Below are 17,109 nucleotides of genomic sequence, written 5' to 3' on the forward strand. Positions count from 1 at the left end.
CAAATCCAATAAACTCGTCAATGTTACCGGTAACATATGCCGGCACAAAAACAATCAGGAGATACCAATATGTTCCCGACAAGACTCGCAGCTGGTCTGCTGTCAGCCGCTCTGGCGTTCAGCGCCAATGCCGCTGATTTCAACTTCAAGTTCCAGTCTTCAGACCCTTCCGGTGTCAAGAACTTCGAGATCCAACAGGCCTGGGCCGATCGCGTGGAAGCGATGACCGGTGGCCGCGTTGAGATTGACCTGTTGCCCGTGGGTAGTGTGGTCAGCCACACGGAAACCCTCGGTGCCATGAAAATGGGCGTTCTGGATGGCCACGTTTCGGTAACCGGCTATTTCTCGGGCAAGGACCCGGCGTTTGGCCTGATCGGCAATACCGTGGGTGCCTGGTCCAGCCCCGACCAGCTCATTGATTACATCAACTACGGCGGTGGCTACGAGTTGATGAATGAGCTGTATAAGCCTTACGGCGTGAAGTTCATCGGCGGCGGTGGCACCGGCCTCGAGTCGTTCGTGTCGAAGAAGCCGCTTGATGGTGTCGACGATCTCGAAGGGCTGAAAATGCGCGCACCAGAGGGCCTGGTACAGTCGGTGTTTGCCGCCGCCGGTGCCTCGCCGGTGAACCTGCCGGGTTCAGAGGTGTACACCGCCCTGAGCAAGGGTGTGATCGATGCTGCCGACTACACGGTCTTCTCCACCAACCATGAGGCGGGCCTCAACGAAATCGCCGCCCATCCGGTTTACCCGGGGTTTCATTCGCTGCCGCTCATTGAAATTGCCATGGATCTCAAGGAATGGCAAAAGCTGCCGGAGGATATCCAGGCCATCATGACGGTGTCCGCCAGGGACTTCGCCCAGGATATCAGCACGCAACTGGCAATGGCGGACCTGGAAGCAGTCAGTGAAGCCCGTGCCAACCCCGATATCACCATCCACGACTGGTCCGCGGAGGAGCGCCGTAAGTTCCGCGCCATTGCCCGCGACCAGTGGAAGGCCTACGCCGAACAGTCGCCCAATGCCGAGAAGGTGTACCAGTCGGTGACTGACTACCTGGAGTCCCAGGGCCTCCTCTAGCAAAAGCCGGTTCCCTCGATATCAGCCTTCGGGTACCTGACCGGTGCCCGGAGCGAGGAGTTCGTTATGAAGGATGAAGATGTAGGCTTTACCTGGCTGGACAGGGCCATTGTCTGGTTGGGCAAGAAACTGAGCCTGGTGTTTGCGGTGATCGTGTTGGTGTCGTTCTACGAAATCATTCGCCGCTATGTTTTCGATGCCCCCACACTCTGGGTGCATGAAACTGTCACCTTTGCAGGTGCCACGCTGTTTGTCGTTGGCGGGCTATATGCGCTGGCCACCGATCGGCACGTCCGCATTGTGTTGATCTATGACGCCGTCTCGCACCGTGCCCAGCGCTGGTTGCGGGTAGTCCACCACCTGCTGGGCCTTGCCTTCTGTGGCATGCTGCTGTTCGCCAGTTGGTCGATGGCAAAGGGCGCGGTACTGGCTCCCTGGGGCGACATTCGCCTGGAAACCTCCGGCTCTGCCTGGAACCCGCCGTTTCCCGCGCTGCTGAAGGTGATCATTCTGGTTGCGGTAGTGGTCATGATGCTGCAATTCGTGTTGCACCTTATTCGCGATCTTCGTGGCAAGGGAGATAAATAATGTTTGAACTGGCCTCCCTTGGGATTGGCTATGGCAGCCTGTTGATGCTTGTCATGCTGATTGTCCTGCTCCTGACCGGCATGCAACTGGCATTTGCCACCGGCCTGGTCGCTCTTGTCTTCGCACTGGGCTGGTTTGGCCCGGATGCCCTGCCCATTGTCAGCAGCCGCCTGTACAGCTTTATCGGCAACTATGTCTTCCTGGCCGTGCCCATGTTCGTATTGATGGCGTCGCTGCTGGACCATTCCGGTATTGCCAGGGACCTGTTTGACGCCATGGCCCGCCTGGGGCGAAAGCTCCGTGGGGGCGTTGCCATCCAGACGCTGGTTGTAGCGGTGATCCTGGCCTCCATGTCCGGCGTGATTGGTGGCGAGACGGTTTTGTTGGGCATCCTGGCGCTGCCGCAGATGCTGCGCCTGGGGTATGATCGCAAGCTGGCCATTGGCACCACCTGTGCCGGTGGGGCACTCGGCACCATGCTGCCGCCCAGTATCGTGCTGATTATCTACGGTCTTACCGCCAACGTGTCCATTGGCGACCTGTTCAAGGGCGCCTTCTTGCCTGCGCTGATTCTGGCGCTGCTCTACATGGGGTATGTGCTGATCCGGGTCTGGCTGAAGCCGGAGATGGCGCCGTTGCCCTCGGATCAGGACGCCCCCGAAACCCCGATGCCAAACTTCTTCAAGGCGTTGCTGTTTCCCCTGCTTTCGGTGGTTGTGGTGTTGGGCAGTATCTACGGTGGCGTGGCGTCGGTCACGGAAGCCTCGGCCCTGGGTGTGATGGGTATTGCCATCAGTACCTGGATTCGCGGTGAGCTGTCCCTTGCCATGGTGCGCAAGGCGACCATCAGCACACTGCGGGTGTGCGGCATGATCATCTGGATCGGCATCGGTGCCACGGCGCTGGTCGGTGTATACAACCTCATGGGTGGCATCGATTTCGTCCGTGACATGGTCTTCGCCGTCAGTGGGGGCCATGGCCTGACCACCATCCTGTTCATGATGCTGATACTGCTGATCCTGGGTATGTTCCTGGATTGGGTTGGCGTCGCATTGCTGACCATGCCGATCTTCGTGCCCATTGTGACCGAGCTGGGCTACAGTCCCATCTGGTTCGGGGTGGTGTTCTGCATGAACATGCAGGTGTCCTTCCTGTCGCCTCCGTTCGGTCCTGCTGCCTTCTACCTCAAGACCGTGACGCCGAAAGACATTTCCCTGGGGGAGATTTTTCGTGCCCTGCTGCCGTTTATTGCGCTTCAGATAGTGGCTCTCGGTCTGCTGATTGCGTTCCCCCAGTTGGCGCTATGGTGGCAGTAACATGAGTGAGAGGAAGATACCGAAAGTGGTCGTGATGGGTGTGTCCGGGTGCGGCAAGAGCCTCACCGGGACCATGCTTGCGCAGGAGCTGGGAGTTCCCTTCTACGATGCGGACCATTACCACAGCCGCGCCAACGTTGAGAAAATGGCGGCCGGTATTCCGCTGACCGACGAGGACCGCCTTGGCTGGCTGGACGACCTTGCGGAACTGATCCGGCGGGAAGAGAGCGGGCTGGTGCTGGCCTGCTCGGCGCTGAAACGTGCCTACCGTGAACGCCTGCAGGGTCGCAATCCGGACACCCGTTTCGTCTACCTAAGGGGCGATTTTGAAACCATCTGGGCGCGGCATTCCAGGAGGACGGACCATTACTTCAACGGTCGCGCCATGCTGGAAAGCCAGTTTCAGCTGCTGGAAGAACCGGGGCCTGATGAGAACGCTGTTGCCGTCGATGTATCCGGCACGCCGGAGCAGGTGATCAGCCACTGCCTCGCCGGGCTCGGGTATGATAGGTCTTTCTGACCATTTTGGAGCAGTAAATGGTAAAGAACAAACGCCCGACATTGCAGGATATTGCTGACCGGGTCGGCGCCACCAAGATGACGGTCAGCCGTTGTCTGCGGGGAGCGGACAATGTCTCCAAGCCCATGCGGGAGCGAATCTTTGCCGAAGCCGAGGCATTGGGATACATCCCCAACCGCGCGCCCGACTTGCTTTCCAAGTCCACCAGCCATGCCATCGGGGTATTGCTTCCGTCACTGACCAACCAGGTCTTCGCGGATGTAATCAAAGGCGTGGAATCGATCACCGAGCCGGCCGGTTATCACCTGATGCTGTCGCACTATGGTTACAGCCCCGAGATCGAAGAACGCAGCCTGTCCTCGCTGCTGTCCTATAACGTGGATGGCGTGATTCTGTCTGAAAGTCAGCACACCGCACGCACGCTGAGAATGCTACAGACCGCCGGGGTGCCTACGGTGGAAATCATGGATACCCATTCGGCCCCGTTCGAGCAGGCTGTCGGGTTTGATAACGTCAGCGCGGCCTATGACATGGTACGGGAAATGACCCGTCTCGGACGCAAGCGGGTGGTTTATCTTGCGGTTCGGCTGGATGCCCGTACCCTGCAGCGCCAGGAAGGCTATAGTCGGGCCATGGAGGAGGAAGGCCTGACACCGGTAACCCTGCGCAGCGAACAGCGTTCCTCATTCAGCGTGGGCGCCACCCTGATGGCGCGGATACTGGAGGAAAATCCGGATACCGATGGCATCTTCTGCACCAACGACGACGTGGCCATCGGTGCTTTTTTCGAGTGCCAGCGCAGGGGCATCCCGGTACCGGCGCAGATCGCCATCGCCGGCTTTCATGGTCACGATGTTGGCCGCGTCATGGTGCCGCCGTTGGCGAGCGTGATCACACCACGGGAAGCCGTCGGCGAGAGAGCCGCTGAAGAGCTGCTTGCCCGCCTGGGCGGTGCTGCAATCAGTGAGCAGCGTATCGACCTGGGTTACCGGATAGAGCGCGGGGGCACCCTCTGATTAACCCGATCGTCTAACCGTCGGTTTCCAGCCAGGCAGTCAGCGCCTCACGACACTCCTCAACTCCCCGCTTTGACGTTGCCGAGAACATGACCAGGTGTTCCACGCACTGAAATGCTTCCAGCTTCCTGGCAATGCCCATCATGGCTGTTTTGGCCTGGCCGAATTTCAACTTGTCGGCCTTGGTGGCAAGAATCATCAGCGGAAGGTTGTTATGTTCACACCATTCCACCATCATTTGGTCGAAATCCGTCAGCGGGTGCCGGATGTCCATGACCAGGACCAGCCCGCGCAGGCAGCGGCGGTCGTTCAGGTAATGGCCGAGGTGCTTCTGCCAGTCGTCTTTCATGTCCCGGGATACTTTGGCGTAGCCATAGCCGGGCAAGTCGACCATGCGGCAGTTTTCCCGATTCAGGGAAAAGAAGTTGATCAGGCGGGTACGCCCCGGCGTCTTACTGGTGCGGGCCAGCTTGCCGTTGGTGGTGATGCAATTGATGGCGCTGGACTTGCCGGCGTTTGAGCGGCCGGCGAAGGCCACTTCAGAACCATGGTCCGGAGGGCATTCCTCCAGGCGGGAGGCGCTGATCAGGAACCGGGCACTGTTGAAAGAGATGCTTTTTTGAGTCAGGTCAGGTGACACGGGTGTTGGTATTCCTATTGGATTTCAGTTATCAGGGATTAATGTATAATGCTACACCAATTCCGGGCAGCACGTTGAGCGTTGCTGCTGACCAGCCCCGGTTTGTGCCTTTCGGGCCAGTGCCTGCCGGCTGCATAACGAAGAATACTTTTGGATGAGAGAAGCGGAGCGAGCATGAAAAAACTGATCGCAGGAGTTGTTCTCGGTGTTGGCCTCACAGCGATGGCTCACGGGGCAGGAGATCCTGAAGCAGGCGAAGCCAATGCAGCGGTGTGTGCCGGGTGCCACGGCCAGGGCGGCGCCAAGCCGGTGATGGCGGTTTACCCGAAACTGGCAGGCATTGGTGAAGAGTATCTATACCAGCAACTGGTCGCGATCAAGGCAGGCAACCGCGAAATTACCGAAATGACCGGGCTGTTGAATGACATGTCTGACCAGGATCTGCAGGACCTTGCCGCCTATTTCGACAGCCAGGACATCACGGTCGCCCAGGCGAACCCCGATCTCGTTGATGAGGGGCAGTCGCTTTATCGTGGCGGCAACATGGCTTCTGGCGTACCGGCTTGTGCCGGTTGCCACAATCCCCGGGGCATGGGAAACGAACCTGCAGCTTATCCGAGACTCAGTGGGCAGAGTGCCGAGTACGTGGAAAAGCAGCTCAAGGCCTACAGGGACGGCGAGCGTGACGCTGGCCAGAATGCCTCCATCATGATGGATGTTGCCGCCAAATTGACGGACGCCGAGATCGAAGCAGTGGCCAGTTACGTTTCAGGTCTGAACTGATCGAGCCAGGCCGTTTCAAAACCCCGCTCTGGCGGGGTTTTTTGTTGCTTGCTGCTCTTTAATTTATCCCTGGTGGAACTTTCTGGCTCTGCTGGGTCATAATCCTCTCTCATCGTCCAATCTGAAAAACCGGAGATAATGAATGATCCGAATAATCCGGACCGTCGCACTGTCCATCCTGGCCATGTCTTTTATGGCACAGGCCAGCGCCGCCAACTGGGAAGAAGGCAAACACTACCAGGTGCTCGACACCCCGGTAAGAACCGCAAGCGAAAGCGGTATCGAGGTGGCCGAGGTATTCTGGTATGGCTGTCCCCACTGCTATACCTTCAAGCCGCTGGTTGAAAGTTGGGCGGAGGACCTGCCGGAAGACGTCAATTATGTGAAGATTCCCGCCGCTCTGGGCAGTTCCTGGGAGCCCCATGCCAAGGCCTTCTATGCGCTGGAAGCCATGGGTGAGCTGGACAAGGTGCACGACGCCCTGTTTGATGCGCTCGCCGGTGAACGTCGCCCGTTGAACTCGGGCGAAGCACTCGCTGATTTCGTGGCAAGCCACGGTGTGGATGGGGAAGAGTTCCTCAAGAATTACAACAGCTTTGGTGTGAATGCCAAGATGCAGCAGGCCCAGTCCAAGATTCGTGGCGCGCGCGTTACCGGTACACCCACTATGCTTGTGAATGGGAAGTACCGGGTTACGGCGTCGATGGCCGGTGGCCATGAGGCGGTATTGGAAGTCGTGGATTACCTGATTGAGCAGGAGCGTGCCGGTCAGGCCGAGTAAATGTCCGGGCCCGGTCTGTTTGCAATGACCGGGCCCAGTCCGGAGTCTGAGCTGCCATCATGTACAATCGTATTCGCAAGCAGCTGAATGGTATCCTCAAACCGACGAACAGTCCTCGCGGAGCCTGTTCCGGTGACGACCATGTTCCGGCGTTCGAGGCTCACCGCCATATCCGGCTGCTGACGTTCAACATTCAGGTTGGCATCAATACGTCGTCCTATCGCCACTATTTCACTCGTAGCTGGCAGCATTTCCTTCCCCATCGAAGTCGTATCCATAATCTGGATCATATTGCCACGCTGTTGAGTAACTACGATGTGGTTGCCTTGCAGGAGTGTGATGGCGGAAGCCTTCGCAGTGGCTATATCAACCAGGTCCAGTACCTGGCGGAGGCGTCGGGGATTCCCTACTGGTACCAGCAGCTCAATCGCAATCTTGGGCAATTTGCTCAGCACAGCAACGGTTTGTTGAGTCGCTACCGGCCGCTGGATGTCACTGAGCACCGGCTGCCTGGCCTGATCCCGGGGCGGGGTGCCATCATCGCGCGTTACGGGTCCGAGGATGACCCACTGGTGCTGGTGATGATGCATCTGTCCCTGAGCAAGGCCGCCCAACAAAGGCAGCTCGCCTACATCCAGGAAATGATTGCGGACTACCAGCATGTGGTGTTGATGGGAGATCTCAACAACCATGCGGAGCAATTGTTAAGCAATACGCCACTAAAACATTCCAACCTTGTTCCCCTGCCGGAAACCGCCCATAGCTTCCCCAGCTGGCGGCCGGAGCGGGCGCTAGACCACATACTGGTCAGCCCCAGCCTGGAAATACGTCGTTCGGAAGTGGTTCGCTACCCGATGTCCGATCACCTGCCTATTGCCATGGATATCGCCCTGCCGAAGGGATACGTCGGGAAATTCTGAGCGCTGTTTGCCGTTCCTCAAATCCTGAACATTCTTCCTCATGTTGATTCCGGGGTGTGACAGCCATCGCCAGTCGATATCTCCGTTATCCATTTTTTGTTCTCGGGCCAATAACGATCATTTTTGAATGCAGCAATTGCAGGTTTGGGTGGATTTCCACCTTTTTTGTCCCTGTCTATGTGTAGATGCCCACCCATATTCTGACTCGATATTTTCATTGGCTGGTTGTCTGAAAAACGCTTATTGCTTGGAATATCAGGGAAATTCTAGATAAATAACGGGCCGAATTGATGTTGGCTTGAGGTTTGCTTTTGATGATAACAGGCGTGGCTAACCAAGAAAACATAATAACCGTGCCCATAGCACTAATAACAAATACTAGAAGCAGGAATTACTCATGAGTTTGCGGCTAACCGGACCGGCTTTCATTCTTTTATTGATGCTTTCACTCAGTGTTGGCGCTAATCCCCAATCCCTTATTTTTTCACATGTGGTCAGCCCTGATACCCCAAAGGAGAAAATGGCCGCAATGTTCAAGTCGATTGTGGAGAGCAAGATGGGGGAAAAGTTTACGGTTGTTATTCACCCCAATGCCGAGTTAATGAATGATGAAGAGGCGATTGATGCCGTTTCGGAGGGCAGAATCCATTTTGCAGCGCCTTCTGTGTCAAAGTTCGATGCCTATACAAAAAAGCTGAAGGTATTTGATCTGCCCTTTCTGTTTTCTGATATTGATGCCGTCGAGCGCTTTCAAAATGGTCCGGTCGGACAATCCTTGCTGGAGAGCATGAAGTCTCGTGGCATTGTCGGCCTTGGCTACCTGCATAATGGATTAAAACAATTGTCCGCCAACAAGCCCTTCAAACTGCCTTCCGATCTTGAGGGGTTAAGCTTCCGCATCATGGACTCCGATGTTCTCGACAAACAGTTCCGGGCAATCGGTGCCATACCTGTACCAATGGCTTTCTCGGATGTATACGACGCTCTTGGGAGCAACCGTATTCAGGGGCAGGAAAATACCTGGTCGAATATTTTTTCAAAGCGGTTCTATGAGCATCAGCCCTACATTATGGAGTCCAATCACGGTGTTCTGGATTATATGGTCATTGCCAGCAATGGTTTCTTGGATTCGCTTGATAAGTCAGAAAAGCGAAAATTTGAGTTCGCGATGAATATGGCGATCAGATATGGAAATGCTGTTGCCATAGCCAAATCGATAAATGACAGGAACGAGTTGCGTGCCATGAAAGGAATTAAGGTGTTTAAGCCAACAGGTAAGGAGGTTGATCTATGGAGAGATAGTATGGAGCCAATCTGGAAGGAATATGAGCTGATAATCGGTGAGGATATAATAAAGGCAGCTTATAGCTCGGGATAATGATTATCAGTTTGGATTTCTGTTACTCAACGCGAATAACTTTACAGTTGTGTCATTAATTAAGATGACATTTATATGTAGGTAATAAGCTCGCTTTTTTAAAAGTCGACTGCATAATTATATAATCAATAAAGGAGTGTTATCAGTGATAAAACAAAAAAGACTGACTTCGTGTATTGCGTTTCTCGCGAGCAGTATTGCTGCATCCAGCGCTTTTGCGCAATCGCCGGTGTCGAATGTATCGGCGGATGTCTATGGCCAGATCAACCACGGTCTTATGGTCGGCGATACCGGGGATGGAAGCGAGCACTACATCGTTGATAACGATAACAGTGCAACCCGTGCCGGCGTGAAACTGAGCGGAGACCTCAAGGAAGTTGATTTAACCGTAGGCGCGCATGTGGAACTGGAGTACCAGCAAAACGCATCCAACCTGGTGGACCCTGACAATCGGTCCATTGGCGGTGAGTTTAGCGAGCGTCACCTGAACCTGTTTGTCTCCGGTGGCTTCGGAAAGCTTTCCCTGGGGCAGGGCGATGGTGCGGCGAATGGCAATGTGGAAGTGGACCTGTCCGGAACCAAGGTTGTTTCCTACACCAACCCGGCACTGGTTGGTGGTGCGCTGGAATTTGTGGACGACATGGGTGGCGGCAACGTTCGGTTGGGAGCGGCGATGAGCGACCAGGATTTCGAGAGCCGCTATGACCGCCTGCGCTACGACTTGCCGGGTCTGGGCCCTGTCAGTGCAGCAATAAGCCAGGGTATCAAGGGTAATGACGATGTTACCGAGGTGGGTGCGCGTTTCTCGGGGGAACTGGGAGGCAAGGTCTCTGCCGGCCTGGGTTATTCCACCAAGGATGTGGGTGGTGCAACCGGTGATGTTGAAACCCTCGGTGGCTCGTTGTCCTGGCTGCATGAAAGTGGCGTCAACCTGACCGGATCCTACTCGACCAGTCAGGATGATGACAGCGCCAATCCGGATTCCGACTTCTATCTGGTCAAGCTGGGTTACAAATCCGGCAAGCATGCCTTTGATGTCCACTTTGCCGAAGCAAAGGACCGGGTCCAGGAGGGCGATAGCGTTGAAACCATTGGTGCGGGCTATGTGTTCTCGCCCATCAAGTGGTTCAGTGCCTATGCTGGCTACAATAACCACTCACTGGATCGTGATGGTGCCGACTTTGATGATGTGAGTACTGTGCTGGTGGGGGGCATCCTCAAGTTCTGACCCGATGTGCATTTTGTTGTCCTGCCTGTAACCGAGTTGTACAGGCTTTGCCGCACCATAGGGATGGTGCGGCCTTTTTTTTAGTGTTCCATGGTGAAACCGGGAGATCATACTGTCGCTATGGGCAGAACCGGGCCACACTGAGTCTGGCAAAAACAACCTGACAGATAGAAACCGTGACAGGCAGGGCAGGATGAGCTTGATGGAAGTGCTGGCGTTGTTCGCCATCGGAGGCATTGCCGGCTTCATTAACGTACTCTCGGCCGGTGGTTCAATGCTCACCTTGCCGCTACTCATGTTCCTTGGGCTGCCGCCCCAGGTTGCCAATGGCACCAACCGGGTTGCCATTACCCTCCAGAGTGTCACAGCAGTGAGCAGTTTCCATCGCATGGGGCATGGCAACCTGTTGGTCAGCCTGCACTTGGCCGTGCCTGCTGTCATGGGTGCGTTATTGGGTGCCTGGGTAGCAACCTGGGTGGCGGATGCCGTCTTTGAGTTCGTACTGGTTGTGGCAATGGTCGGCGCTTCAGTGTTCATGCTGCTACCGCAGCCGACGCTGGATACCCGGCCTCTGACGCCGGACCGACTGGGGCCGGTCGTCTACCTGTCGATGTTCCTGATTGGTTGCTATGGAGGCTTTATCCAGGTGGGAGTCGGCGCGCTTTTCCTGGTGGTGCTCTATCGGATGCTGCGCATCGACCTTCGCCAGGTTAATGTGTTCAAGGTCTCCATTATTCTGCTGTACACCTTGCCGGCCCTGATGATCTTTGCCTTTAACGGTCAGGTGCGTTGGGGGTTGGGGCTGACCCTGGCCGCGGGAAATATCGTGGGGGCTTTCGTTGCTGTGAGGGTGAACCTGAGCCGGGAGGGAGCGCAATGGGTGAAGTGGATTACTCTGGTGATGGTGGCGGCGATACTGGTGAGGTTGGTGCTTTACTGATGAGCCCATAAAAAACCCGGCGCCAGGCCGGGTTTTCTTCAAAGCCAGGATCAATTATTTGATCTTGGATTCTTTGTACGCAACGTGCTTACGGACAACCGGATCGTACTTTTTGATCTCGATTTTTTCCGGAGTGTTACGCTTGTTCTTTTTGGTCGTGTAGAAGTGACCAGTACCTGCTGATGAAACCAGCTTGATTTTCTCGCGCATGATGCGGCTCCTTAGAATTTCTCGCCGCGGGCACGAAGATCGGCCAGCACAGCGTCAATGCCTTTTTTATCGATAACACGCATACCCTTGGTGGATACACGCAGCCTTACGAAGCGCTTCTCGGACTCAACCCAGAAACGGTGGTTCTGCAGGTTGGGCAGAAAACGACGACGTGAATGGTTCATCGCGTGAGAAACGTTGTTACCGGATACCGGTCGCTTACCGGTAACCTGACAGACTCTGGACATACTTGCCTCCGACCTGAGCTAGGGTCCTGAAAATACGTTTTAAATTCGTTCGTTCGCGTTTCTGGTGTTTTGCTTGTGCAAGAACTTCTACTGAAAAGTGCACGCTACTCGCCAGACGCCGCCAGAAAGGGACGCTTTTATACCAGAACTGCCCGCCCAACGCAAAAAATTGTTGGGAATTTGGCCAGTTTTCCAGTGAACACCCGTTCGATTTACATCAGCCCCCGTTCAGCGAGTGATATTACCTCACCGTGGCCCACAACCATATGGTCAAGAACCCTGATATCCACGAGCCCCAGCGCTTCCTTCAAGCGTTTTGTTAGGGAAATGTCGGACTGGCTGGGCTCGGCCACCCCCGAAGGGTGATTATGCGCGAAAATAACCGCCGCTGCATTGAATTCCAGGGCCTGCCTGACCACCTCTCGGGGATAGACCGCCGCACCGTCAATGGTGCCCCGGAACAGCTCCTGGTAGCGGATTACCCGGTGCCGGTTATCCAGGAACAGTCCGGAAAACACTTCGTGGGGATAGGTGCCGAGGCGGCTGCAGAGGAACCGCCGGGTGTCTTCCGGAGAGCGAAGCGGATCCCCCTGGCGCAGAGGTTCGTCCATCACCCTGCGGGCCATTTCCATGGCAGCCTGAACCTGGGCGTACTTTGCGGTACCCAGGCCTTTAACATCACAGAATTGCCGCCGGGATGCCGTCATCAGCCCGCGCAGGCCGCCAAAGGCCTCGGTAAGATGGCGGGCGAGCGCCATTACGGGCATGCCGGCGGTACCGGTACGCAGAAAGATCGCCAGCAGTTCTGCATCCGAGAGGCTTGCAGCACCGTGAGCCAGCAGGCGCTCCCTGGGGCGTTCGTCGGTGGGCCAGTCAGTATTGGGCATGGTTGAGTCCTTTCCGTTGTCATTGTGCGCTTCCTGCGCTTGTGTCGCCAAAGGCTTTAGGGGCCGGTTCTGCGAGCTGAAATTCTAGCATGCTCGGGAGGCTGCCGGCAGCGCTCTGGCATGCTATCTTATAAGCCTTTCATTTTGTGATGAATACGGAGCCATTAATGGCCGCTAAACGAATCCTGCTGGGTGTGACCGGTGGTATCGCTGCCTACAAGAGCGCAGAGCTGGTTCGCCTGCTGAAAAAATCCGGCCACGAAGTACGGGTAGTGATGACCCGCGGTGCGGAAGCCTTTGTGACACCACTGACGTTCCAGGCGCTCAGTGGCGAGCCGGTAAGAACCTCTTTGCTGGATCCGGAAGCAGAGTCCGGTATGGGGCACATTGAACTGGCAAAATGGGCGGACCAGGTGGTGATTGCGCCGGCTTCCGCGGATTTTATTGCGCGGCTGGCCCAGGGCATGGCAGACGATCTGCTGACTACCCTGTGTTGTGCCACGGAGGCGCCCATTGCAGTGGCCCCGGCGATGAACCAGGCCATGTGGAGCAATGGTCGAACCCAGCGTAACGTTGATCTTCTGGCCTCGGACGCACAGGTGACCCTCTGGGGGCCAGACCAGGGTGACCAGGCTTGCGGCGACGTAGGACCGGGCCGGATGCTCGAGCCGGCAGCATTGCTTGACCTGATTGTGGGTGCCTCCAGGGGGCCGCTGGCGGGCCGGCGTGTGGTCATTACCGCAGGCCCCACCCGGGAGCCGATTGACCCGGTGCGCTATATCAGCAATCACAGTTCCGGCAAGATGGGCTATGCCATGGCTGCAGCAGCAAGGGCTGCCGGCGCCGAGGTGGTTCTTGTCAGCGGCCCGGTTGCCATTGCTGCGCCGGTGGGCGTTGAAGTGCGCGGTGTGGTTACCGCGCAGGACATGCTGGAGGAAGCCGGGAAGGCAGTGGATGAGGGCTGCGACCTGTTTATTGCGACGGCGGCGGTGGCGGATTATCGTCCCGATAGCTGTGCCGCTGACAAGATCAAGAAATCGGACGAAGGTATGAGCCTGTCACTGGTGCGTAACCCGGATACCCTCGCTACCATAGCCGGTCGTTCCGATGCGCCCTTCACCGTGGGATTTGCGGCGGAAACCCGTGACGTTGAGCGCTATGCGCTCGACAAGCTGACACGGAAAAAACTGAATATGATTGTGGCCAATGATGTGTCGGCCCCGGGGCTGGGGTTCAACAGTGACAACAACGCGGTCATTGCATTCTGGCCCCAGGGCCGCGAAGCCATCGGGCCCGATACCAAGTCGGCGCTTGCACAGCGGCTGATCGCCCTGATAGGCGAGCATCTCAACCAAAAGGCTGGCTCCGCCGGCGCTATCTGACAAGGAAAACCAATGACCCGCAAAACATTTCAGGTACGCATTCTGGATGACCGGATCGGCACTTCGGTCCCCTTTCCGGAGTATGCGACCGAAGGCTCTGCCGGCCTGGACCTGCGCGCCTGTCTCGACACGCCTTTAACGCTGAAGCCCGGCCAGACAGAACTGATCAGGACAGGTCTTTCCATCCATATTGCCGATTCCTCACTGGCGGCGATGATTCTTCCCCGCAGTGGGCTCGGCCACAAGCATGGCATTGTGCTGGGTAATCTGGTGGGCCTGATTGATTCCGACTACCAGGGCGAATTGATGGTCTCCTGCTGGAACCGGGGGCAAACCGAGTTCACCATAGATGTGGGTGAACGCATTGCGCAGCTGGTCTTGGTACCTGTTGTGCAGGCAGACTTTGAGGTGGTGTCTTCCTTTGACGCCAGCTTGCGCGGGGATGGCGGCTTTGGTTCCACTGGGACCCGCTGAGGGATCAGGCGCAGGACAACACCCAGGGTCTATACTTCCCTGATAAATGAAGAATCCGGGCGAAAAAACACCTGCAGGATGGACTATGAAGCTTGGCAAAAAGAAGAACTCTGACGACGCTGCACCTGATGCTAAACCAGACAAGAAGCAGGCCGGAAAACAGAGCAAGGAGAAGAAATCGGCAGGTGGCCCACGGCTCAAGCGGTTAAGTTCTGTCGCCGTTTCCCAGGCGCTGGTTGTAGTGCTTGCGGGCGTGGCTTCGGTGGCTTTGCTGTATTTTTTGCTGGCGGTTCCGGCAGAGACCCGTCGTTATGAAGCTCAGGCCGCACTGGAGGCCGATACAGCGGCCGTGCGCATCAATCAACAGCTTTCCCTGTTGCAGTCCACGGTCGAAGGTGTCGCCGCCCAGGACTACGTGCGTGCCGCACTGCAGGGTGAGTCGTCAATGACAGCAGCCGCAGCTGACTTGGCCCGGGTGCTACCCGACATTCAGGCGGTCTACCTTTTTCCCTATGGCGAGATTCCCCGCACATCCACCGAGCCTACTCTGGGCTTTGCCGGCCTCGACCTGGCTCGCCGTGCCGAAACCGGCCAGCGGCTGTTCCCGGATGCGTTCCCCCGCAACGGACAATGGTATCTGCAGATGGCAGCACCAGTTCGCAACCCCCAGAGCCGGGCGGTCACGGGCAGTGTACTGGTGGTTTTCGATGCGGCTCGCCTGCAGCCACTGCTCTCCGGCGTAAACCAGGAACTGGGCGGGCAGTATGCACTGGTCCAGTCCGTGAACGGTTCGACGCGCGCGATTGTCAGCCAGGGCAGCGGCAGTGGTCCGATGTTTGAGCGTGACCTCATTAATCCGGACTGGAAACTCCAGTACATACCGGCCTCCGCACCACAGCCGATGTTCAACATCATCCTGGTGATCATTTTTGTCCTGATTCCCGCCCTGGTCGCCGCCATTATTGTCTGGGTACTGCTTGGCGGGGCCCAGCGCGGACTGAGGCAGGACGTTACCGCCCTGATCCAATGGGCTCATAAGGTGTTCGGTGGCGAACGGGTTAAACCACCGGTATTCAAGTGGGACATGGTGGCGTCGACCGCAGAAGTGCTGCACCGACTTGCCCAGATGGTGGAAAAGCGGGTCGCCAAAGCTGGCGAGTCGGCACGCCCCAGGCCCGGCGCTAAACAGCCCGCGAAAGCGGCTGCTGACGAACCATTGTTCCAGGACAAGGACATGCTGGACATTGATATGCTGGATGGCGATGACGACGTGTTGGGTTTTGGTGGTTCCGGCGGCCCCGAAGATACGCCGGACGTTGAGGAAGTCAGCCTGCCGGAAGCCGAGGTCTCAGACACCATATTCCGGGCCTATGATATTCGTGGCATCGTCGGTGAAACGCTGACGGAGGACATCGTTACGGTAATTGGCCGTGCCATTGGCAGCGAGGCCATTGAGCGGGGCGTGGACCGCCTCTGTATCGGCTACGATGGCCGCCATTCCAGCCCTGAGTTGTCCGATGCGCTGGCGCGTGGTGTCAAGGCCACCGGTTGTAACGTCATCCATGTGGGCGCCGTGCCGACGCCGGTGTTGTACTTTGCGACCCACGAGTTGGGTACCGGCTCAGGTGTGATGGTGACCGGCAGCCACAACCCCGCCAACTATAACGGCCTGAAGATCATGCTGGGTGGGGAAGCACTGTCCGGCGAGGCCATACAGAAACTGTTGCAGCGAATCCGCACCGGTGATTTTGCCAGTGGTCATGGTGCCCAGTCGTCCGAAGATGTGCGCCGTGCCTATCTGGACCGCATTGTGGGTGACATCGCGGTTGCAGCACCACTGAAGGTGGTGCTGGATGCCGGTAACGGCATTGCCGGAGAGTTGGCGCCGCTGCTGATAGAGGAACTGGGCTGCGAGGTTATTCCGCTGTACTGCGAAGTGGATGGCAACTTCCCCAATCACCATCCCGACCCCGGTAAGCCCGAGAACCTGGCGGATCTGATCGAGCGGGTCAAGGTGGAAGGCGCCGACATCGGCCTGGCCTTTGACGGTGATGGCGACCGCCTGGGCGTGGTGACCAACACCGGCAAGATTATCTGGCCCGACCGCCTGCTGATGCTCTTTGCCCGTGACGTGGTTTCCCGCAATCCGGGGGCAGACGTGCTTTATGACGTGAAATGCAGCCGCCGGCTGGCGGGTGTGATTTCCGAAGCCGGCGGCCGGCCCATCATGTGGAAAACCGGCCACTCGCTGATGAAGGCCAAGATGAAGGAAACCGGCGCCCTGCTGGCTGGTGAAATGAGCGGCCACATCTTCTTTGGCGAACGCTGGCTGGGTTTTGATGATGGACTGTATTCAGCCGCCCGGTTGCTGGAAATCCTTGGTATCGAGGACCGGCATTGCGATGAGGTGTTCGAGGATTTCCCCGAGGATATCAGCACACCGGAGTTGAACGTGGATGTCACCGAAGAGACCAAGTTCCTGATTGTGGAAAAACTGGGCAAGAAAGGGGATTTCGGCGACGGCAACGTCAGCACCATTGACGGCATCCGTGTTGAATTTACTGACGGCTGGGGGCTTTGCCGGGCATCCAACACCACGCCGGTGCTGGTGCTTCGCTTCGAGGCGGAAACCGAGGAAGCGCTCGAGCGTATCAAGGCGGTCTTCCGTGATCAGCTTCAAAAAGCGGCTCCGGACCTTGTCGCGGACTTCTGACGGCT

18 protein-coding genes are annotated in these 17,109 nt (G+C 57.0%); 14 read left to right on the forward strand and 4 right to left on the reverse strand.

What is annotated here, in order from left to right:
- Nucleotides 1-69 precede the first annotated feature (69 nt).
- The 5 genes from NLU14_RS03645 to NLU14_RS03665 all read left to right on the forward strand — a co-directional run bounded on the left by NLU14_RS03645 (nt 70) and on the right by NLU14_RS03665 (nt 4,520).
- On the forward strand, nt 70-1,080 hold the full coding sequence (locus NLU14_RS03645; RefSeq protein WP_275704816.1) for a TRAP transporter substrate-binding protein: 1,011 nt from the start codon (nt 70-72) through the stop codon (nt 1,078-1,080).
- 66 nt (nt 1,081-1,146) lie between these two features.
- On the forward strand, nt 1,147-1,668 hold the full coding sequence (locus NLU14_RS03650) for a TRAP transporter small permease subunit (protein ID WP_275704817.1): 522 nt from the start codon (nt 1,147-1,149) through the stop codon (nt 1,666-1,668).
- Nucleotides 1,668-2,984 carry a TRAP transporter large permease gene (locus NLU14_RS03655; RefSeq protein ID WP_275704818.1) on the forward strand — a complete coding sequence of 439 codons (1,317 nt, stop codon included), beginning with the start codon at nt 1,668-1,670 and terminating at the stop codon, nt 2,982-2,984. Before NLU14_RS03650 ends, NLU14_RS03655 begins: the two co-directional genes overlap by 1 nt.
- Nucleotide 2,985: 1 nt before the next feature.
- Complete coding sequence (locus NLU14_RS03660; RefSeq protein ID WP_275704819.1) at nt 2,986-3,504, forward strand: gluconokinase; 519 nt, start codon at nt 2,986-2,988, stop codon at nt 3,502-3,504.
- 17 nt (nt 3,505-3,521) lie between these two features.
- A complete protein-coding gene (locus tag NLU14_RS03665) occupies nt 3,522-4,520 on the forward strand; it encodes a substrate-binding domain-containing protein (protein WP_275704820.1) in 999 nt (332 codons plus the stop codon).
- Between the two features lie 13 nt (nt 4,521-4,533).
- Here NLU14_RS03665 and yihA read toward each other — a convergent pair whose 3' ends face one another.
- Nucleotides 4,534-5,160: a ribosome biogenesis GTP-binding protein YihA/YsxC gene (gene yihA, locus NLU14_RS03670; RefSeq protein ID WP_275704821.1), complete on the reverse strand. Its 627-nt coding sequence runs from the start codon at nt 5,158-5,160 to the stop codon at nt 4,534-4,536.
- A 174-nt stretch (nt 5,161-5,334) separates the two neighbouring features.
- Here yihA and NLU14_RS03675 point away from each other — a divergent pair, with 174 nt between their 5' ends.
- The 6 genes from NLU14_RS03675 (at nt 5,335) to NLU14_RS03700 (ending at nt 11,190) form a co-directional block, all read left to right on the forward strand.
- A complete protein-coding gene (locus tag NLU14_RS03675) occupies nt 5,335-5,943 on the forward strand; it encodes a c-type cytochrome (RefSeq protein WP_275704822.1) in 609 nt (202 codons plus the stop codon).
- Nucleotides 5,944-6,085: 142 nt separating this feature from the next.
- Complete coding sequence (locus NLU14_RS03680; protein ID WP_275704823.1) at nt 6,086-6,724, forward strand: thiol:disulfide interchange protein DsbA/DsbL; 639 nt, start codon at nt 6,086-6,088, stop codon at nt 6,722-6,724.
- Nucleotides 6,725-6,783: 59 nt separating this feature from the next.
- Nucleotides 6,784-7,644, forward strand: coding sequence for an endonuclease/exonuclease/phosphatase family protein (locus tag NLU14_RS03685; RefSeq protein WP_275704824.1), 861 nt, complete (start codon nt 6,784-6,786; stop codon nt 7,642-7,644).
- Nucleotides 7,645-8,041: 397 nt separating this feature from the next.
- Entirely contained in the window at nt 8,042-9,022 is a 981-nt protein-coding gene (locus tag NLU14_RS03690; RefSeq protein WP_275704825.1) for a DctP family TRAP transporter solute-binding subunit, read from the forward strand.
- Between the two features lie 145 nt (nt 9,023-9,167).
- The gene (locus NLU14_RS03695) at nt 9,168-10,250 is read left to right on the forward strand and encodes a porin (protein WP_275704826.1); all 1,083 of its coding nucleotides are present in this window, start codon (nt 9,168-9,170) and stop codon (nt 10,248-10,250) included.
- A 193-nt stretch (nt 10,251-10,443) separates the two neighbouring features.
- Nucleotides 10,444-11,190 carry a sulfite exporter TauE/SafE family protein gene (locus tag NLU14_RS03700; RefSeq protein WP_275704827.1) on the forward strand — a complete coding sequence of 249 codons (747 nt, stop codon included), beginning with the start codon at nt 10,444-10,446 and terminating at the stop codon, nt 11,188-11,190.
- A 54-nt stretch (nt 11,191-11,244) separates the two neighbouring features.
- Here the strand turns inward: NLU14_RS03700 and rpmG are convergent, their stop codons facing one another.
- The 3 genes from rpmG to radC all read right to left on the reverse strand — a co-directional run bounded on the left by rpmG (nt 11,245) and on the right by radC (nt 12,535).
- Nucleotides 11,245-11,400: a 50S ribosomal protein L33 gene (gene rpmG / locus NLU14_RS03705; protein WP_135953841.1), complete on the reverse strand. Its 156-nt coding sequence runs from the start codon at nt 11,398-11,400 to the stop codon at nt 11,245-11,247.
- Nucleotides 11,401-11,411: 11 nt separating this feature from the next.
- Nucleotides 11,412-11,648 carry a 50S ribosomal protein L28 gene (gene rpmB / locus NLU14_RS03710; RefSeq protein WP_135803957.1) on the reverse strand — a complete coding sequence of 79 codons (237 nt, stop codon included), beginning with the start codon at nt 11,646-11,648 and terminating at the stop codon, nt 11,412-11,414.
- Between the two features lie 212 nt (nt 11,649-11,860).
- Nucleotides 11,861-12,535, reverse strand: a complete 675-nt coding sequence (radC, locus tag NLU14_RS03715) for a RadC family protein (protein ID WP_275704828.1) — start codon at nt 12,533-12,535, stop codon at nt 11,861-11,863.
- Nucleotides 12,536-12,702: 167 nt separating this feature from the next.
- Here radC and coaBC point away from each other — a divergent pair, with 167 nt between their 5' ends.
- The 3 genes from coaBC to NLU14_RS03730 all read left to right on the forward strand — a co-directional run bounded on the left by coaBC (nt 12,703) and on the right by NLU14_RS03730 (nt 17,104).
- A complete protein-coding gene (coaBC, locus tag NLU14_RS03720; RefSeq protein WP_275704829.1) occupies nt 12,703-13,917 on the forward strand; it encodes a bifunctional phosphopantothenoylcysteine decarboxylase/phosphopantothenate--cysteine ligase CoaBC in 1,215 nt (404 codons plus the stop codon).
- Nucleotides 13,918-13,929: 12 nt separating this feature from the next.
- Nucleotides 13,930-14,391: a dUTP diphosphatase gene (gene dut, locus NLU14_RS03725; RefSeq protein ID WP_275704830.1), complete on the forward strand. Its 462-nt coding sequence runs from the start codon at nt 13,930-13,932 to the stop codon at nt 14,389-14,391.
- An 85-nt stretch (nt 14,392-14,476) separates the two neighbouring features.
- Nucleotides 14,477-17,104, forward strand: coding sequence for a phosphomannomutase/phosphoglucomutase (locus NLU14_RS03730; RefSeq protein ID WP_275704831.1), 2,628 nt, complete (start codon nt 14,477-14,479; stop codon nt 17,102-17,104).
- The last annotated feature ends 5 nt before the right edge of the window (nt 17,105-17,109 follow it).

Origin of the sequence: Marinobacter iranensis (genome assembly GCF_029207565.1) — a bacterium.
Lineage (GTDB): Bacteria > Pseudomonadota > Gammaproteobacteria > Pseudomonadales > Oleiphilaceae > Marinobacter > Marinobacter iranensis.

Excerpts from the sequence above, each read along its gene's own strand:
- radC (WP_275704828.1), bottom strand. The coding sequence starts at position 12,535 with ATGCCCAATACTGACTGGCCCACCGACGAACGCCCCAGGGAGCGCCTG.
- rpmB (WP_135803957.1), bottom strand. The coding sequence starts at position 11,648 with ATGTCCAGAGTCTGTCAGGTTACCGGTAAGCGACCGGTATCCGGTAAC.
- NLU14_RS03655 (WP_275704818.1), top strand. The coding sequence starts at position 1,668 with ATGTTTGAACTGGCCTCCCTTGGGATTGGCTATGGCAGCCTGTTGATG.
- rpmG (WP_135953841.1), bottom strand. The coding sequence starts at position 11,400 with ATGCGCGAGAAAATCAAGCTGGTTTCATCAGCAGGTACTGGTCACTTC.
- NLU14_RS03665 (WP_275704820.1), top strand. The coding sequence starts at position 3,522 with ATGGTAAAGAACAAACGCCCGACATTGCAGGATATTGCTGACCGGGTC.
- NLU14_RS03645 (WP_275704816.1), top strand. The coding sequence starts at position 70 with ATGTTCCCGACAAGACTCGCAGCTGGTCTGCTGTCAGCCGCTCTGGCG.
- NLU14_RS03675 (WP_275704822.1), top strand. The coding sequence starts at position 5,335 with ATGAAAAAACTGATCGCAGGAGTTGTTCTCGGTGTTGGCCTCACAGCG.
- coaBC (WP_275704829.1), top strand. The coding sequence starts at position 12,703 with ATGGCCGCTAAACGAATCCTGCTGGGTGTGACCGGTGGTATCGCTGCC.
- NLU14_RS03650 (WP_275704817.1), top strand. The coding sequence starts at position 1,147 with ATGAAGGATGAAGATGTAGGCTTTACCTGGCTGGACAGGGCCATTGTC.
- NLU14_RS03730 (WP_275704831.1), top strand. The coding sequence starts at position 14,477 with ATGAAGCTTGGCAAAAAGAAGAACTCTGACGACGCTGCACCTGATGCT.
- NLU14_RS03660 (WP_275704819.1), top strand. The coding sequence starts at position 2,986 with ATGAGTGAGAGGAAGATACCGAAAGTGGTCGTGATGGGTGTGTCCGGG.
- NLU14_RS03700 (WP_275704827.1), top strand. The coding sequence starts at position 10,444 with ATGAGCTTGATGGAAGTGCTGGCGTTGTTCGCCATCGGAGGCATTGCC.
- NLU14_RS03690 (WP_275704825.1), top strand. The coding sequence starts at position 8,042 with ATGAGTTTGCGGCTAACCGGACCGGCTTTCATTCTTTTATTGATGCTT.
- NLU14_RS03685 (WP_275704824.1), top strand. The coding sequence starts at position 6,784 with ATGTACAATCGTATTCGCAAGCAGCTGAATGGTATCCTCAAACCGACG.
- dut (WP_275704830.1), top strand. The coding sequence starts at position 13,930 with ATGACCCGCAAAACATTTCAGGTACGCATTCTGGATGACCGGATCGGC.
- NLU14_RS03680 (WP_275704823.1), top strand. The coding sequence starts at position 6,086 with ATGATCCGAATAATCCGGACCGTCGCACTGTCCATCCTGGCCATGTCT.